This is a genomic window from Brachybacterium sp. AOP24-D1-21 (genome assembly GCF_052378665.1).
Lineage (GTDB): Bacteria > Actinomycetota > Actinomycetes > Actinomycetales > Dermabacteraceae > Brachybacterium.
Map to the genome: position 1 here is coordinate 704,154 of NZ_JBQSXX010000001.1, position 16,456 is coordinate 720,609.

Below are 16,456 nucleotides of genomic sequence, written 5' to 3' on the forward strand. Positions count from 1 at the left end.
ATGAGTGAACTGACACTGGTCGCCCTGCGCCTGGGCTTCGTGCTCGCGCTGTGGATCTTCGTGATCGTGGTGGTGCTGGTGCTGCGCAACGACCTGTTCGGCACCACCGTGGTCACCCGCTCGAGCCGCGATCCGCGTCGCGAGCAGCGCCCCGCCTCCGGGCCGATCGGTGGCGCCGCCGCCGAGGCCGGCAGCCCACCTCAGCTGCGCACGGACCCCGAGGTCACCCAGGCCGCCATGGTCGTCACCGCCGGCCCTCTGCGCGGCACCTCGTTGACGCTGGGATCCACCCCGATCCTCATCGGTCGTGCCCCCGAATGCACCCTGGTCGTGGATGACGACTACGCCTCCAACCGCCATGCCCGCGTGTTCCAGCGCGAGGGCGAGTGGATGGTGGAGGATCTGGGCTCCACCAACGGCACCCTGGTATCCGGTCGCCGGATCGAGGGCGCCGTGCCCTTCCGGCCCGGGGCCCAGGTGCGGATCGGCCGCACCGAGATCGAACTGAGACGAGGTCCGCGATGAGTATCGCCCTGCGATATGCCGCCCGCTCCGATGTAGGCCTCGTGCGGTCCAACAACCAGGACTCCGGCTACGCCGGCAGCCATCTGCTGGTGGTGGCCGACGGGATGGGCGGCCATGCCGGCGGTGACGTCGCCTCGTCGGTCGCGATCGGCCGCCTCGCCCAGCTGGACTCCGAGACCCCTGCCTCGGACATCGTGGCCACCCTCGAGGAGAGCGTGCTCGCGGCCAATCAGGAGATCCTGCGCCGTGCCCGGGACGAGCCTCAGCTGCGAGGCCTGGGCACCACCATCACCGCCCTGCTGCGCGCGGAGGGCAAGTTCGCCCTCGCCCACATCGGCGACTCCCGCGCCTACCTGCTGCGCGGGGACGAGACCACCCAGATCACCAAGGACCACACCTTCGTGCAGCGGCTGCTCGATGAGGGCCGGCTGACCGAGGACGAGGCCGAGCGGCATCCGCAGCGATCGGTGCTCATGCGGGTCCTCGGCGACGTGGATGCCGATCCCGAGCTGGACCTCTCCCTGCGCCCCGCGCATGCGGGCGATCGCTGGATGCTCTGCTCCGACGGTCTGTCCGGACTGGTGTCGCTGGGCACGATCGACGCGACCCTCAAGGAGATCGAGGATCCCGGGGAGTGCGCCGAGGAGCTGATCCAGCTCGCCCTCAAGGGCGGCGGCCCCGACAACATCACCTGCATCATCGCCGACGTGGTGGATCTCGACGCGCTTCCCCGCGGCGTCGAGGCCCCCTCGACCAGCCCGCAGATCGTCGGCTCCGCGGCCCGCAACCGCCACGCCCCGACGACGGCCTCCGGGCCCGCCGCGAAGGCCGCCGCCCTGACCCGGGAGGAGCCCGAGGTTCCCTATGAGGACGAGGACTTCTCCGCGGAGGAGCCGCCGCGCCGCAGCCCCTGGCCCGCGCTGGTGGCCCTGATGCTGCTGATCGCCCTGCTCGGCGGGCTGCTCTGGGCGGGCTACGCCTGGTCCCAGCGACAGTTCTATGTCGGCACCGACGGCACCCACGTGGTGCTCTATCAGGGGATCTCGCAGGATCTGGGACCGATCTCGCTGTCCGATCCGATCGAGGTCACCGACATCGAGCTCGAGGCTCTGCCTCAGGTCACCCGGCAGCAGGTGGAGAACACGATCAACGCCTCCGATCGTCCCTCCGCCGATCAGATCATCGATCGGCTCGAGCAGGCCGCCATCGCGAACCAGCCGCCGCCCGCCGTCTCCCCCGCCCCCTCGGACGGCGGTGGCGCCTCCGACGCCGGCGGTGCCTCGGATGCGGGCGGCCTCGAGGAGGACGCCGCCGAGGACATGGAGCCCCTGCCCTCCCGTTCCGACCGCACCATCCCGCCGCCCGATGAGGGCGAGGAGACGTAGTGGCCACGATCGTCTCGTACACCGCTCGTCCGCGGCGCCTCACCCAGGGGCTGCTGCTGCTCTCCGCAGTGGTCATCGGGGTGGGCGCCTATGCACTGGTGGGCCTCGGCCGTTATGACGCACTGCCCGAGAACCTCACCCAGGTGGGGATCGGCGCCGCTGTGCTCGCGCTCGCCCTGCAGATCGCGGTGATGTGGCGCGCACCGTACGCCGACCCCGTGATCCTGCCGATCGTGGTACTGCTGAATCTGCTGGGCATCGCGATGATCGAGAGCATCCACGCGGCGAACCAGATCTACGGGATCCGCAGCTCGGGCAGCGCGGATCGGCAGATGCTGTGGGCGGTGCTCGGTGCGGCGCTCTGCATCGCGCTGCTGGTGCTGCTGAGGGATCACCGTCGCCTGCGCCGCTACACCTGGATCAGCGCCGTGGTCGGCGCGGTGCTGCTGCTGCTGCCGCTGGCCCCGGTGATCGGCTCTGCCCGCAACGGCTCGAAGATCTGGATCTCCATCGCGGGCTACAGCTTCCAGCCCGCAGAGCTCGCCAAGATCGCCTTCGCCATCTTCTTCGCCGGCTACCTGGTCTCCCGGCGCGACACCCTTGCGCTCGCGGGGCCGAAGGTGCTGGGCATCCAGCTCCCCCGCTGGTCGGACTTCGGCCCGATCCTGGTGGCTTGGGGCTTCGCGATGGCGGTGCTGGTGTTCCAGACCGACCTGGGCACCTCGCTGATGTTCTTCGGCCTGTTCGTGGTGATGCTCTACGTGGCCACGGACAGGCTCAGCTGGCTGGTGATCGGGGCGGTGATGTTCCTGCCCCCCGCGGTCTTCGCCGCCACCCAGATGGGTCATGTGCGCACCCGCATCACCTGCTGGCTGGATCCGCTCTCGAGCGCGAACTACGCCTCCTGCGAGCAGATCAGCCAGGGCCTGTTCGGCCTCGCCAACGGCGGGATCACCGGCGCCGGCCTCGGCGAGGGGCGGCCCGACGTGGTGCCCCATGCGGAGTCCGACTTCATCTTCGCCTCCTTCGCGGAGGAGCTCGGCATGGTCGGGGCCTTCGCCCTGCTGCTGCTCTACCTGCTGCTGGTGCAGCGCGCGATCCGCGCCGCCGTCGGCATCTCCGACGGCTTCGGCACCCTGCTGGCCGGCGGTCTCGGCTTCGTGATGGCCCTGCAGGTGTTCGTGGTCGTCGGCGGTGTCACCCGGGTGATCCCGCTGACCGGCCTGACCCTGCCCTTCCTCGCCGCCGGTGGCAGCTCGCTGGTGTGCAACTGGATCATCGCCGGGATCCTGGTGCGGCTGTCCGATGCCGCTCGTCGGCCCGCCGCCCGGCAGATCTCGGGCTCCACCGCGCCCGCACCGCCGCGTGCGGGTCAGGAGGTGGGCGCATGAACAAGCCGCTGCGCCACGTCTGGCTGGTGACCGGGGTGCTGTTCATCCTCCTGTTCACCTCCACCACTTACTTCCAGGTGGTCGCCCAGGGACGGCTGAATGCTCACGGTCAGAACGACCGCACCCTGTACAACGAGTACGGGCGGCATCGCGGCCCGATCGTGGTGGACGGGAACGCGATCGCGAGCTCCCGCGAGTCCGGGGACACCTACGGCTACCTCCGCAGCTACGACCCCGCCGAGATCTATGCCCCGGTGACCGGCTACTACTCCGTGGTCTACGGCTTCACGGGCATCGAGCGCTCCCTGAACGACACCCTCTCCGGAGAGGCCGACGCGCTGTTCTACCATCGCATCTCCGCGATCCTCTCGGGGGAGCAGGGGCAGGGCGCGAGCGTCGAGCTCACCCTCGACAGCGCAGCCCAGGTAGCCGCCTGGAACGCCCTGGACGGGCGCCGCGGCGCGGTGGTGGCGCTGGATCCGGAGACCGGCGCGGTGCTCGCGATGGTCTCCGCGCCCAGCTTCGACCCCAACCTGCTCGCCTCGCATGACACCGCTGCGGTGAGCCGCGCCTGGACCGAGCTGAACGACGACCCTGAGCGGCCGCTGACCAACCGCGCCATCGGCGGCGACCTCTACCCGCCGGGCTCCGCGTTCAAGCTGGTCGTGGCCTCTGCTGCGCTCGAGTCCGGTCAGTACACGGCCGAGACCGAGATCCCCGGCCCCGGCACCTACCAGCTGCCGAACTCCTCGGCGGTGATGAACAACCGCGCGTCCGGGGGCACCGAGCCGTGCGGCCCGGACGACGTCTCCACCCTGGCCGACGCGCTGCGCCAGTCCTGCAACACCTCCTTCGCCCTGCTCGGGCAGGAGGTCGGCGAGGACCAGCTGCGCGAGACCGCCGCGGACTTCGGCTTCGGGCAGCGGCTCGAGATCCCGCTGTCGGTCACCCCGTCGACGATCGGGGAAGAGCTCGACGCGGCGCAGCTGGCCACCACCTCGATCGGGCAGTACGAGACCCGGGTGACGCCGCTGCAGATGGCGATGGTCGCCGGGGCCTTCGCGAACGACGGCGTGGTGATGGAGCCGCAGCTGGTGCAGGCGGTGCGCACGGGCGACCTCTCCACCGTCGCCGAGCTCAGCCCGAAGGAGCTGGGCCAGCCGCTGACCGCCGCCAATGCCGCGCAGATGCGGCAGATGATGGTGGGGGTGGTCGAGGACGGCACCGGCTCGGCCGCCGCGATCGACGGCGTCGAGGTGGGCGGGAAGACCGGCACCGCGGAATGGGGCGAGGATCGTGCCCCCCATTCCTGGTACGTGGGATATGGCCAGCAGGGCGACCAGAAGATCGCAGTGGCGGTCCTGGTCGAGGAGGGCGGATACGGCTCGCGCACAGCGGCGCCGATCGCCAAGAACGTGATGGAAGCGGTGATCCAGCCATGAGGACCAACCCAGGGCTCGTGCTCGAAGGGCGCTACGAACTGACATCGCTGATCGCCACCGGCGGGATGGGACAGGTCTGGAAGGGACGCGACCAGGAGCTCGACCGCGAGGTCGCGATCAAGGTCCTGCGCGAGGAGTACGCGGGGGACGAGGGCTTCCTCAAGCGGTTCCGTGCCGAGGCCCGCCACACCGCCGCGCTCTCGCATGACGGCATCGCCGCGCTCTACGACTACGGCGAGCTCGACGGCCGCGCCTACATCGTGATGGAGCTGTGCCCCGGCAGACCGCTGTCGGACCTCATCGAGGAGAATCCCGGCGGGCTGCCGGAGAAGCGGGTCCTCACCCTGCTCATCGAGCTCGCCCGGGCACTGGACGCCGCCCACTCCAAGGGCGTCGTGCACCGCGATGTGAAGCCCGAGAACGTGCTGGTCGACGAGAAGAACGACTGGTCCATGAAGATCACCGACTTCGGCATCGCCCGCAGCAAGGACCAGGCGCGGCTGACGAAGACCGGGCTGGTGATGGGCACCGCCCAGTACCTCTCCCCCGAGCAGGCGATGGGCAAGCAGGCCACCTCGCTCTCGGACATCTATGCGCTGGGCATCGTGGGCTACGAGATGCTCGTGGGACATCGTCCCTTCACCGGATCCAGCCAGGTCGAGATCGCGATGGCACAGGTCAAGCAGCAGCCGCCGGAGCTGCCCGCGGCGATCTCCGCAGATCTGCGCCGCCTGGTGATGATGATGCTGGCCAAGGCCCCCGCGAACCGTCCCCGCTCGGCGGCGGCGGTGGCGCGGATCCTCGAGGCGATCCAGCGCGGCGTCGAGCCGCGCTTCTCCACCGGCGCGATCCCGGTGACCCGGGTCGAGGACCATGACTGGACCGGGGAGAACCGCGTCCGTCCCCGCAGCAGCACCGGCCGCGACAGCTCTGCGAGCTCGCCCGCTGCGGGCTCGCCCTCCGCGAACTCGCCGTCCACGGGCTCGCCGTCTGCCGACGGTCCCCGCCACGGGACCTCGCCCACCGGCACCCGTACCGCCGCGATGCCGCTGCCGCTCTCCGGTCGCCGGGGCATCCGTCACCGCTCCGCCGCGTCGGGCCCCTCCGCGCTGTCCGCGGCCTCGGCCGGCCCCGCCCCGCGGCGGTCCGCGGCATCAGCCCGCTCCGCGGCGTCACCCGCGCCCGCTCCCCGCTCGGCGCAGGCGCAGGCAGCGACCGAGCGCTCCTCCCCGCCAGCGGACGCCGCAGGCCCGGGGACCCACGGCACGGACCGGGCCTTCGGGGTCGGCGCCTTCGACGATGTGGACACCGCAGCCTCCTCCCGGACGGTCCACGGCACCTCCACCACCGGCCGGAAGTTCGCCGGCATGTCCTTGCCCGGACTCGTGCTGCTGCTCCTGGTGATCGTCGCGATCATCGCTGCCGTGCTGGGCGGGCTGGGCATGCTCCCCTTCACCGCCGCAGACACCGGGGCCGGAGCAGGGACGGGGACCTGGGCGGCGATGGCCGGCGTGGAGATGGCTCACCTCGGGGAAGGTGACACCGCGTCAACAACTACGATGGTCGAATCGGTCGGTGTCGACCACGGCACGAGGACGGGTGTGGAGTGAGCGAAGAAAACGTGGTCCTGGGCGGCAGGTACCGCCTGGGCAAGATCCTCGGAACCGGGGGCATGGCCGAGGTGTTCATCGCAGAGGACACCCGCCTGCACCGCACGGTGGCCGTCAAGGTGCTGCGCTCGGACCTGGCCCGTGACGCGAACTTCCAGGAGAGGTTCCGGCGGGAGGCCCACAGCGCCGCGTCCCTGAACCATCCCTCGATCGTCGCTGTCTATGACACCGGCGAAGAGCAGCAGACCACCATCACCGGGGCGGACGTCACCATCCCGTACATCGTGATGGAGTACGTGCACGGCGATACCCTGCGCGAGCGCATCAAGCCCGAGCATCCGATGGATGCCCACCAGGCCGGCGAAATCATGGCCGCGCTGCTGAGCGCGCTGGAGTACTCGCACCGGGCCGGGATCGTGCATCGCGACATCAAGCCCGGCAACATCATGATCAACGAGGCCGGCGCGGTGAAGGTCATGGACTTCGGGATCGCGCGCGCGATCGCGGATGCGACCAGCGCGATGACCGCGACCCAGGCGGTGATGGGCACCGCCCAGTACCTCTCCCCCGAGCAGGCGCGCGGCCAGCTGGTCGATGCCCGCTCCGACATCTACTCCGCCGCCTGCGTGATGTTCGAGATGCTCACCGGGCGCCCGCCCTTCACCGGCGACACCCCGGTCTCGATCGCCTACCAGCACGTGCGCGAGGAGCCGCTGGCCCCGTCGGCCTACAACCCGGCGATCACGCCCGCACTGGACGCGGTGATCCTCACGGGCCTGGCCAAGGACCGCGAGGAGCGCTACCCCAGCGCGGTCGCCTTCTCCCGTGACATCGCCACCGTGGTCGCGGGCCGGGCCCCGACCCTGGTCGGCGGCGCGGTGCCGCGCAGCAGCGATGCCGAGGCCACCACCGTGCTCAGCCCGCTCGACGACGCCACCGAGGCGCTGCCCGCGATCACCGGTGCCGGCGCAGGGATCGGCGCCGCCGGACTGGGGGCCGCCGGCGCAGGTGCCGCCGGGATCGGCGACACCGCCGGCCTGCGCGCCCAGAACTGGAGCGGCGGCTCCGCGCCGAGCCCCGCCACCGGCCCGCTCGCACTGCGCACGGCCGACGAGGTCGAGGAGCAGGAGAAGCACAAGAAGCCCTGGTGGCTGATCATCCTGGTGATCGTGGCCGTGCTCGCGCTGGCCGGTGCCGCGATCGCGATCTTCCAGCCCTTCGGCGAGCGCGGCCCGGACCTGGTCCCGGTGCCGGGGGTCGTCGGCGAGACCGACGAATCTGCCGGCGCCATCCTGCGCGACGTCGGGCTCGAGCCCGAGTTCACCACCGTGGAGTCGCAGGACGTGGAGGCCGGTCTCGTCATCGAGACCACTCCGGCCGAGGGCGAGGAGGTCGAGGCCGGTGCGACGGTCGCGGTGACGGTCTCTGCCGGGCCCGAGTCGGTGCAGGTGCCGGACGGGCTCCAGAACATGACCCGCGATCAGGCTCAAGAGGCGCTCGAGGCGGCGGGGCTCACGATGACCGAGGGGGAGGAGGAGAACGTCCCGCAGGAGCAGGGCACCGTCTCCAGCACGACCCCGCAGAGCGGCGCCACCGTGGAGAGGGGCTCCTCCGTGGAGGTGCGCTTCGCCTCCGGCAATGTCCAGATACCTGATGTCGAGGGCACGCAGATCGCGAAGGCGACGGAAACCCTCGAGGCGCGCGGCTTCACCGTGCCCGAGCCCTCGGAGCGCGAGGACGCGGAGGCCGAGCCGGGCACCGTGCTCTCCCAGACCCCCGCCGCGGACAGCGGCCTGGTGCCCTACGGCTCGAGCGTGGACCTCGTGATCGCGGCGGCGCCCGGACCGGTGACCGTTCCCAACGTCACCGGGCAGCCCCTCGCCTCCGCGCAGCAGACCCTGGGCGAGGCCGGCTTCGGCATCGAGCCCTCCACCGAGTTCTCCGCCTCCGTGCCGGAGGGACAGGTGATCCGCACCGAGCCCGGCGCGAACGAGCAGGCCGACCGCGGGTCGACGATCAAGGTCGTGGTCTCCTCCGGCCCGGAGCCGACCCCGGACCCGACCACCGCCCCCACGGAGGAGCCCACCGAGACTCCCTCGGAGACCCCGAGCACGACGCCCACGGAGGAGCCCACCGAGGATCCCGATGACGGGGACGACGGCGCACAGGGCAACAACGGTCGCGGGAACGGCAACGGGAAGGGCAACGGCAATGGGAACGGCTGAGAAGCGCACCACTCGGATCCTGGTGGTCGACAACTACGACAGCTTCGTCTACACCATCGTCGGGTACCTCGAGCAGATGGGCGCCGAGACGGTCGTGGTGCGCAATGACGAGGTGCCGCTGACCGCCGACGGCGCAGTGGACCTGGACGGCGTCGACGGAGTGCTCATCTCCCCCGGCCCCGGCACCCCGAGCACCGCCGGACGCTCGCTCGACGTGATCGGAGCCTGTGCCGCACGGATGGTGCCGATGCTCGGGGTGTGCCTGGGACACCAGGCGCTCGGGCAGTTCTTCGGCGCCACCGTGGACCACGCCCCGCAGCTCATGCACGGGCGCACCAGCGAGCTCACCCACCAGGGCACGAGCGTCTTCGCCGGGGTCCCCTCCCCGATGATCGCGACTCGCTACCACTCCCTCACCGTGGTGCCGGAGACGATCCCCGCCGAGCTCGAGGTCACGGCTCGCACGGCCGACGGCATGGTGATGGGCCTGGCGCATCGGGAGCTGCCCCTGCACGGGGTGCAGTTCCACCCGGAGTCGGTGCTCACCGAGAACGGGCATCTGATGCTCGCCCGCTTCCTCGAGCTCTGCGACGGCATCGACGCCGTCGAGCGCTCCGCGGGCCTCGAGCCCCTCATGACCGCGGGCTGAGCAGGTCTCGTCCCGGCCCGTGCGAGCACCTGAGGCATGGCTCAGGACGCGTGCGGGGCCGTGCCGTTCCCGCGCTGCAGCGCGCCGACCAGGCCGTCGTTGAAGGGCATGTACGGCGCGATCGCCGGGAACACCCAGCCGAACAGCGCCACGATGAGCGCCGCCAGCAGCACCACGGTGAGCAGGATCCTCGCCCACAGCGGTCCGGGCAGGTGACGGAACAGCCAGCCGTACATCAGCTCTCCTCCTCGGTGCCCGCAGGGATTCTCCCCGCCAGCACGTTCCCCGCAGGAATGCCGCCGGGAGCCCCGCCGCTCGAGGCGGCGCCGTCGGATGCTCCGCCGTCGGATCCCCCAGCCCCCGTCGCGAGGGCCTCGGGGATCCCGTCGGCCCGGTCGGTCCAGTACGCGAACTCGGCGTGGACGATGTACCGCTCCCGTGCGGAGTACATCGGGTGGCAGGCGGTCAGCGTGAGCATCTGCTGTGTGGGCTCGACCCCGGGCTGTCCGGGGGCTGGCGCGATCACCTCGGTGTCCTGTGGCTGCACGATCAGCGACTCGGTCACCTCGTACACGTAGAAGGCGTCGGCCGTCTCGACGACGATGGCGTTCCCGGGCTCGAGCCGGGCGATGTCCTCGAAGACTCGGCCGTAGGTGTTGCGGTGGCCGGCCACCGAGAAGTTGCCCACCTCGCCCGGTAGGGCGGTCTCCGGATAGTGCCCGGCGCCCTTGACGTTCAGCACCTGCTCGAGGCTCACGCCCTCGGCGAGCGGGAAGGCCGGACGGTCGAAGGCGGGCACGTGCATCTTGCCCCAGACCATGGTGTCGGCGGGCGTCTCGGGCACCGGTGGGGGGCCGTCCTGCCGGGGCGCGATCTGCTCGGAGTCGACCTCGCCCCACTCCTGCTCGAGACCGTCGATGATGCCGGCCTGCTCGCGATCGGCGACCACGTCCGTCCACCACAGCTGCCAGACCAGGAACAGCAGCAGCAGCACACCGACCGTGAGCAGGAGCTCGCCGACGACGCCCACGAGGCCTCCGCCGCGGCGTCGTCGGTGGGAGGGGGTCATCGGATCACCTGCGCGTCGACGGTGAGGGAGCCCTGGAAGGCGGGCAGGGTGGTGGTCTCGAGGTCCTCGACCTTCTCTCCCAGGCCCACATGCTCCACCCACTCGCGGTACACCTGGACGCCGGGGGCCTGCTCGAGCGTGGTGGTCATCTCGTCCACCGGGCCGATCACGGTGATCACGAAGGGCGGCGAATACACCCGGCCCTCGAGCAGGAGCGTGTTGCCGGCGCAGCGGAAGGCGCTGCCGTTGATCACCCGCTGGTCCTGCAGCATCATCGCCTCGGCCCCGCCTGCCCAGAGGGCGTTGATGTAGGACTCGAGATCCTGCTGATGGACCACGAGGTCGTTGGGTTCGGTGCCGGGGATCGCGCCCAGCGCGCCGCTCGGGGCGTCCGTGAGGGTGATCTGGAGCCCCGGGCCGCTGACTTCGCTGAGGCCGACGGCATCAGCCATCTGCGCTGTGCGCTCGACGGTCTCCGCGCCGGCGCTGCGGCCGCGCAGCTGTTCGACCTCGGCCCGCTTCTCGGATGTCTCCTGCGTGAGCTGCTCGATATCGCGGCCACGCTCCTGGAGCACCCCGACCACGTCGCTGCTCTCGTCACGGATGGACCCGCCGCCGGAGAGTCGGGCGGTGGTGGCGAACAGCACCCCGCACAGCACCATCACCACTGCCACGCCGACGCGGCCACGAGAGCCGCCCACGGGGCGCGCGGAGGGTCGCTCGGACGGCTGCTCAGGGGGCTGCCCGGAGGGTCGCTCAGAGGGTTGCTCGGAGGGTTGCTCAGAAGCCGGGTTCACACCCTCTGCATCCATCGCCCCTCCTCACTTCGCACCCTCGCTCGACGAGCATTACCCTAGGCCAAGGTCCGCACCTGTGGACCGGCGCGGCACGCCCGCGATCATCGCCGCCTCGAGGGAGCACCGTCACATGGCCAGGAGCAGGAAGAAGTCGTCCGCTCGGACGACATCGAACGCGAAGGCCGAGGCCGCGTCGACGTCACCCGCGATCACCGCGGAGGATCTCGCGGCAACCAGCGCCGACGACGCGACCGAGACGAGCGCGACGGGCTCTGCGACCAAGGACACCACGGCGAAGGGCGCTTCGTCGAGCGGCTCGCCCGCTCAGGGCTCGACGGCGACGAAGGACTCCAAGACGTCCGCGGCGAAAAATGCGAAGGACGCGGCACCCGCACGTCGCTCTGCGAAGGATCCGGTCTCGAAGGGAGCGAAGCGCTCCGGCGGCAAGGACCCGGTCAAGGCCAAGGGCGGCGAGGTCACTGAGAAGGCCAAGGACTCCACCCGTGCCACGTCGGTGAAGAAGGCCGCTGCTGCGGAGAGCTCGCGCACCACCGGTCGCCGGGTCGCCGTGGCGACGCAGAACCCCGCCTGGCTCGCTCCCACCGCTGTGGTGTTCTTGATCCTGGGCCTGCTCTACCTGGTCACCTATTACATCTCCTCAGGTCAGCTCCCCCTGCCGATCGGCGACTGGAACCTCGCGGTGGGCTTCGGCGTGCTGATGGTGGGCGGCGGCATGCTGATGTTCTGGAAGTAGTCACCGGATGACCAGCGCGATGGGGAGTTCTCCCCACCGCGCAGACGCCCCTGCCCGGGTACCCTGAGCGCAACGTGCACAGCCACCGACGCCGTGCGCGGTTCCAGCGAACCACCCGATGGGGGCCCCATGTCCAGCAGCATCTCGATACGGCGCAAGATCGTCGCCGTCCTCCTCCTGCCATTCCTCATGGTGCTCGCCGGGTGCGGGAAGTTCCACGCAGACTTCGACATCCAGGACGTCGACACGATCAACGTCAACTACGACTTCGCGATGGACGAGGAGTTCGCCGAGGGCCTCTACAGCTCCGCCGACGAGTTCTGCACGACTTTCGAGGACAGATACACCGTGGCCGGGGAGACGGCGCCCAGCGCCGAGCCCTACGAGGAGAACGGTCAGCTCGGGTGCCGCATCACGGGCACCATGACCAGTGAGAACTTCGGGGGCGGCTTCTCCCTCACTGAGGCCGACGGCGAGTACCACCTGGTGATCGATGGCAGCGAGAGCGTGGGGCAGGACCTGAACTCCCCCGAGATGGAGGGCTTCGAGATCGACTTCCGGATGACCTTCACCTTCCCCGGCAAGATCCTTGAGTCTCAGGGTGGCCAGGTCGACGGCAACTCCGTGACCTTCACCGATCTGAACGAGCTGGCGGCGGGGATCGACATCCGCGCCGACGCCAGCGGGTTCCCCTGGGTGATCGTCGTGATCGTGGTGCTCGTGCTCGGGTTCTTCCTCCTGCTGCTGCTGGCGGCGATCGCCTTCTTCGTGATCCGTGCGCGCAGGAACAAGGGCGGCGGCTCCGGCGGCTCCGGCATGCCCGTCGGCTACGGAGCAGCCCCCTCGGGCGCAGCGGCCGGCACCATGCCCCCTGCGGCGCCGCAAGGCGGTCAGCAGTGGGGGCAGCAGCCGGGTGGCCAGCAGGGCGGTCAGCCTGACGGCCAGCAGTGGGGCCAAGCATCCCCGCCGCCCGCACCGCCGCAGCCCGGCGGTCAGCAGGGCGGTCAGCAGTGGGGCCAAGCATCCCCTCCGCCGGCTCCGCGGCAGGGTGGTCAGCAGGGCGGTCAGCAGTGGGGCCAGCAGCCCGGTAAGGGGCAGCAGCCTCCGCAGAATCCGAGCTGGTGAGCTCTCGCCGGTGAGCGGTCCGGAGGCCGTGTGAGCAGGGTCATGGCCTCCGGATTGGCGCCGATCTGCAGGGCGCGCTAGAGTTTGTCAGGTCGGTTTGGTCCGACAAGCGCCCGTAGCTTAACGGATAGAGCATCTGACTACGGATCAGAAGGTTGGGGGTTCGAATCCCTCCGGGCGCACCGCAGAACGAAGCCCCTCATGGCACCGAAAGGTGTGGTGAGGGGCTTCTTCGTGAGGCTCGTGCACTCGGCGCTGTCAGGAGTCGCTGTCAGGAGTCGGTCGCCGCTGGCGCGTGGGTCTGCAGCGACTCCCTGTCGATCCGGCCCAGCCCCCACTCCCCCAGCGCGCCGAGCGCGGCGTTGAGGTCACGACCGTCATCGGTCAGCGAGTACTCGACGCGGGGTGGGACCTCCGCGTACACCTCGCGGTGGAGCAGCCCGTCCTCCTCCATCTCCCGCAGATGCTGGGTCAGCATCTTCTCGCTCACCCCGGCCAGTCCGCGACGCAGTTGAGCGAACCTTCGCACCTCGTGGGCGTCCAGCTCCCACAGGATCAGGCCCTTCCGTTTGCCGCTGACCACGTCCATCGCCGCATCGATGCCGCAGATGTACGGTCCACGACGTGGCCTCCTCGATGACGCTGCAGGCATGAGCACCCTCTCCACGACACGTACCGATGAGTGAGTACCCCAGTAAATAGTGGGTACTTCCCGAAGTCCAGGGCGCTCCGGAGCATGGGAGTCATGTCGACTCCTTCTCTCACCCTGCTCGACCTCGGCGCGATGGGCCACGCGCTGGCCACTACCGCACTCGATACCGGACACCCGCTCACCGTCTGGAACCGCACCCCGAGTCGCGCCGGGGCACTCACCCGACGAGGCGCCGTGGAGGCCGCCACCGTCGAAGAGGCACTGACCACCACGGACCTGACCGTTGTGTGCCTGTACGACCATGCCTCCGTCCACCACGTCCTCGACACCGCAGCAGCCGCCCTGACCGGCCGCACGCTGATCAACCTGACCACCACGACGCCGGAGGAGGCCCGCGAACCGCCACCTGGGCGGCCGCACACGGTGCGAGGTATCTGGACGGCGCCATCATGGCTGCTCCCTCCATGATCGGCTCCCCGGACTCCGTCATCCTCTACAGCGGCTCCTCTGACGCCTTCGAGGCACATCGGAGCATTCTGGAGTCCTGGGCCACCAGCACCTTTGAGGGCGCTGACGCAGGGCTCGCCTCCCTGTGGGACCTGGCCATGCTCTCGGGGATGTACTCCATGTTCGCCGGCTTCCTGCACGGCGTCGCCATGCTGCAATCGGCCTCGATCCCGGCGGGCACCTACGCCCGGCGCGCCGCGCCGTTCCTGGCGGCCATGACCGAGCTCCTGGGGCATTCCACCGAACATCTCGACGAGCGCGACTACAGCCGGCCTCTTCAGAGCCTGGAATGGACCACGACGCTGCTGGGCACGATCGAGCGAGCCAGCCTCGAACAGGGCATCGCCCCTGCCCCGACAGCGCTGGTGCAGCGACTCGTGCGCGACCAGATCGACGCCGGCCACGGCGAGGAGGACTTCGACAGGATCATCGAATCCCTGCGGTGAACGGCCTCGGGGGCCGATGGGCAGCGGGCGTCAACGATGCGCTGAACCCAGACACCTCCGGGCGCACTGTGAAAAGAGCCCCTCGCGGCACCGAAAGGTGCGGTGAGGGGCTTCTTCGTGTCCGCCGCGCACTCATGCTCGCCGCGCGCGGATCACCGGGCGGCGGTGGCCCGCCACTCCGCCGGAGGTCACTGCTCAGCAGCCCCTCAGTATCCGTGAGGGTCATCCCCTGCCGCCGCTCCGGTGACGTGCTCGGCGTGCGAGAGCGTCTCCGTGAGCAGCCGGCGCACATGAGAGTCCGAGGCGCGATAGAAGGCGAAGGTGCCCTCCTTGCGGCTCTGCACCAGGCCGGCCAGTCGCAGCTTGGACAGATGCTGACTCACCGCGGCGGGCGCCGCACCGATCGCCTCCGCGAGCGCGTTCACACTGCGCTCCTGCTGGAAGAGCGCCCAGAGGATCTTCACCCGGGTGGGGTCGGCGAGCATCCGGAAGGTGTCGGCGGCGACCTGGGCATGCTCGTCGTCAGGGACCAGATGGACGGGCGCGGGATGCATTCCGCCATCGTACGCAGATCTTGCTATCCGCATGTCTACGCAGATAGATTGATGTCGTGTCCCCACTCCCCGCACCTGATCACTCGCACGGCCCTCATCCCGCGCCGCAGCATGACCACCCGCACCCGCACCCGCACGATGATGGCCACGAGCACGGGCACGAGCACAGGCACGACCACGACCACGACCACGACCACGACCACGACCACGACCACGATGATGGCCACGGCCACGGGCACGGCGATGAACACGGCCACCACGACGGTGCCGGGATCTGGTCGCGCCTGCGCCACGCCCTGACCCCGCACAGCCACGATCACGGCGAGGCGATCCGCACCGCCGAGGAATCCAGCGCGATCGGCATCCGAGCGGCCTGGGTGAGCCTCGCCGGCATGGGGGCGACCGCACTGCTGCAGATCGCCATCGTCGCCCTCAGCGGCTCGGTTGCCCTGCTCGCCGACACCCTCCACAACCTCGGCCATCTCGCCACCACGATCCCGCTGATCATCGCGTTCCGCCTGGGACTGCGCGCCCCCACCCGTCGCTACAGCTACGGCTTCCGGCGCGCTGAGGACCTGGTGGGGCTCCTGATCGGAGCGGTGATCGCGCTGTCAGCGGGCCTGATCGTGTGGGAGTCAGTACGGGCGCTCACCTCCTCTCGGGATATGACCCATCTGGGGTGGGTGCTCGCCGCCGCCCTGATCGGTGCGGCCGGGAACGAGCTGGTCGCGAGATACCGGATCCGTGCCGGCCGGAAGATCGGGTCGGCCGCGCTCATCGCCGAGGGACAGCACGCACGCACTGATGCGCTCACCTCACTGGCAGTCGTGATCGGCGTGATCGGAGCCTGGCTGGGGCTCGCCTGGATCGACCCCATCATCGGCCTGGTCATCTCTGTGATGGTGGTGCTGGTGCTGATCAGCTCGATGCGCACCGTGATCCACCGCCTGATGGACGGCGTCGAGCCCGGCACCTTGGACCGGATCGAGGCAGCCGCCGCGGTCCCCGGCGTGCTCAATGTGCGCGACGCCCGGGCCCGCTGGATCGGGCATCGCCTCGAGGCGGAGGTCACCGTGGAGGTCGACCCGACCCTCAGCGTCGGCCGCTCACGGCTGCTCGCGGACGCGATCGAGCGGCAGCTGCACCAGGCGCTGCCCCACCTGGACCGTGCCGGGGTGCGGGTCACGGCGGGCGTCGGTCAGTCGGGTGCCGATCAGTCGCGCACCGATCATCCGGATGCCGATCAGTCGGGCACGGGGCAGTCGGGCACGGGGCAGTCGGGCACGGGGCAGTCGGGCACAGGGCGGCCGACGAGGCACTGACCG

General features: G+C 70.2%; 17 protein-coding genes and 1 tRNA gene. 13 read left to right on the forward strand and 5 right to left on the reverse strand.

Annotated elements, in window-relative coordinates; genetic code table 11:
• The 7 genes from ACT3UF_RS03265 to ACT3UF_RS03295 are packed head-to-tail and all read left to right on the forward strand — an operon-like array spanning window position 1 to window position 9,227.
• On the forward strand, window positions 1-525 hold the full coding sequence (locus ACT3UF_RS03265; RefSeq protein ID WP_299299461.1) for an FHA domain-containing protein FhaB/FipA: 525 nt from the start codon (window positions 1-3) through the stop codon (window positions 523-525).
• Window positions 522-1,910 carry a PP2C family protein-serine/threonine phosphatase gene (locus ACT3UF_RS03270; protein WP_444502336.1) on the forward strand — a complete coding sequence of 463 codons (1,389 nt, stop codon included), beginning with the start codon at window positions 522-524 and terminating at the stop codon, window positions 1,908-1,910. The genes ACT3UF_RS03265 and ACT3UF_RS03270 overlap by 4 nt, the downstream gene beginning before the upstream one ends.
• A complete protein-coding gene (locus ACT3UF_RS03275; RefSeq protein ID WP_444502337.1) occupies window positions 1,910-3,301 on the forward strand; it encodes an FtsW/RodA/SpoVE family cell cycle protein in 1,392 nt (463 codons plus the stop codon). Before ACT3UF_RS03270 ends, ACT3UF_RS03275 begins: the two co-directional genes overlap by 1 nt.
• Window positions 3,298-4,743: a peptidoglycan D,D-transpeptidase FtsI family protein gene (locus ACT3UF_RS03280; protein WP_444502338.1), complete on the forward strand. Its 1,446-nt coding sequence runs from the start codon at window positions 3,298-3,300 to the stop codon at window positions 4,741-4,743. Before ACT3UF_RS03275 ends, ACT3UF_RS03280 begins: the two co-directional genes overlap by 4 nt.
• Window positions 4,740-6,353, forward strand: coding sequence for a serine/threonine-protein kinase (locus ACT3UF_RS03285; RefSeq protein WP_444502339.1), 1,614 nt, complete (start codon window positions 4,740-4,742; stop codon window positions 6,351-6,353). The genes ACT3UF_RS03280 and ACT3UF_RS03285 overlap by 4 nt, the downstream gene beginning before the upstream one ends.
• Window positions 6,350-8,578: a Stk1 family PASTA domain-containing Ser/Thr kinase gene (pknB, locus tag ACT3UF_RS03290; protein WP_444608009.1), complete on the forward strand. Its 2,229-nt coding sequence runs from the start codon at window positions 6,350-6,352 to the stop codon at window positions 8,576-8,578. The genes ACT3UF_RS03285 and pknB overlap by 4 nt, the downstream gene beginning before the upstream one ends.
• Window positions 8,565-9,227: an aminodeoxychorismate/anthranilate synthase component II gene (locus tag ACT3UF_RS03295; RefSeq protein WP_444502341.1), complete on the forward strand. Its 663-nt coding sequence runs from the start codon at window positions 8,565-8,567 to the stop codon at window positions 9,225-9,227. Before pknB ends, ACT3UF_RS03295 begins: the two co-directional genes overlap by 14 nt.
• Window positions 9,228-9,268: 41 nt before the next feature.
• Here ACT3UF_RS03295 and ACT3UF_RS03300 read toward each other — a convergent pair whose 3' ends face one another.
• The 3 genes from ACT3UF_RS03300 to ACT3UF_RS03310 are packed head-to-tail and all read right to left on the reverse strand — an operon-like array spanning window position 9,269 to window position 11,108.
• Complete coding sequence (locus ACT3UF_RS03300; RefSeq protein WP_444502342.1) at window positions 9,269-9,463, reverse strand: hypothetical protein; 195 nt, start codon at window positions 9,461-9,463, stop codon at window positions 9,269-9,271.
• Window positions 9,463-10,296: a class E sortase gene (locus ACT3UF_RS03305; protein ID WP_444502343.1), complete on the reverse strand. Its 834-nt coding sequence runs from the start codon at window positions 10,294-10,296 to the stop codon at window positions 9,463-9,465. Before ACT3UF_RS03305 ends, ACT3UF_RS03300 begins: the two co-directional genes overlap by 1 nt.
• Window positions 10,293-11,108, reverse strand: coding sequence for a DUF881 domain-containing protein (locus tag ACT3UF_RS03310; protein WP_444502344.1), 816 nt, complete (start codon window positions 11,106-11,108; stop codon window positions 10,293-10,295). Before ACT3UF_RS03310 ends, ACT3UF_RS03305 begins: the two co-directional genes overlap by 4 nt.
• Before the next feature lie 115 nt (window positions 11,109-11,223).
• Between ACT3UF_RS03310 and ACT3UF_RS03315 the strand changes: the two genes are divergently transcribed.
• The 3 genes from ACT3UF_RS03315 to ACT3UF_RS03325 all read left to right on the forward strand — a co-directional run bounded on the left by ACT3UF_RS03315 (window position 11,224) and on the right by ACT3UF_RS03325 (window position 13,154).
• The gene (locus ACT3UF_RS03315; protein WP_444502345.1) at window positions 11,224-11,847 is read left to right on the forward strand and encodes a cell division protein CrgA; all 624 of its coding nucleotides are present in this window, start codon (window positions 11,224-11,226) and stop codon (window positions 11,845-11,847) included.
• Window positions 11,848-11,976: 129 nt separating this feature from the next.
• Entirely contained in the window at window positions 11,977-12,972 is a 996-nt protein-coding gene (locus ACT3UF_RS03320) for an LppM family (lipo)protein (protein ID WP_444502346.1), read from the forward strand.
• A gap of 109 nt (window positions 12,973-13,081) precedes the next feature.
• Window positions 13,082-13,154, forward strand: a tRNA-Arg gene (locus tag ACT3UF_RS03325).
• An 89-nt stretch (window positions 13,155-13,243) separates the two neighbouring features.
• Here the strand turns inward: ACT3UF_RS03325 and ACT3UF_RS03330 are convergent.
• On the reverse strand, window positions 13,244-13,624 hold the full coding sequence (locus ACT3UF_RS03330; protein WP_441444984.1) for a winged helix-turn-helix transcriptional regulator: 381 nt from the start codon (window positions 13,622-13,624) through the stop codon (window positions 13,244-13,246).
• A gap of 93 nt (window positions 13,625-13,717) precedes the next feature.
• Here ACT3UF_RS03330 and ACT3UF_RS03335 point away from each other — a divergent pair, with 93 nt between their 5' ends.
• Both ACT3UF_RS03335 and ACT3UF_RS03340 read left to right on the forward strand, forming a co-directional pair.
• The gene (locus tag ACT3UF_RS03335; protein WP_441444985.1) at window positions 13,718-14,092 is read left to right on the forward strand and encodes an NAD(P)-binding domain-containing protein; all 375 of its coding nucleotides are present in this window, start codon (window positions 13,718-13,720) and stop codon (window positions 14,090-14,092) included.
• On the forward strand, window positions 14,074-14,577 hold the full coding sequence (locus ACT3UF_RS03340; RefSeq protein WP_441444986.1) for an imine reductase family protein: 504 nt from the start codon (window positions 14,074-14,076) through the stop codon (window positions 14,575-14,577). Before ACT3UF_RS03335 ends, ACT3UF_RS03340 begins: the two co-directional genes overlap by 19 nt.
• A 206-nt stretch (window positions 14,578-14,783) precedes the next feature.
• Here ACT3UF_RS03340 and ACT3UF_RS03345 read toward each other — a convergent pair whose 3' ends face one another.
• Complete coding sequence (locus ACT3UF_RS03345) at window positions 14,784-15,131, reverse strand: ArsR/SmtB family transcription factor (protein WP_441444987.1); 348 nt, start codon at window positions 15,129-15,131, stop codon at window positions 14,784-14,786.
• A gap of 56 nt (window positions 15,132-15,187) precedes the next feature.
• Here ACT3UF_RS03345 and ACT3UF_RS03350 point away from each other — a divergent pair, with 56 nt between their 5' ends.
• Window positions 15,188-16,453 carry a cation diffusion facilitator family transporter gene (locus ACT3UF_RS03350; protein WP_444608010.1) on the forward strand — a complete coding sequence of 422 codons (1,266 nt, stop codon included), beginning with the start codon at window positions 15,188-15,190 and terminating at the stop codon, window positions 16,451-16,453.
• Window positions 16,454-16,456 lie beyond the last annotated feature (3 nt).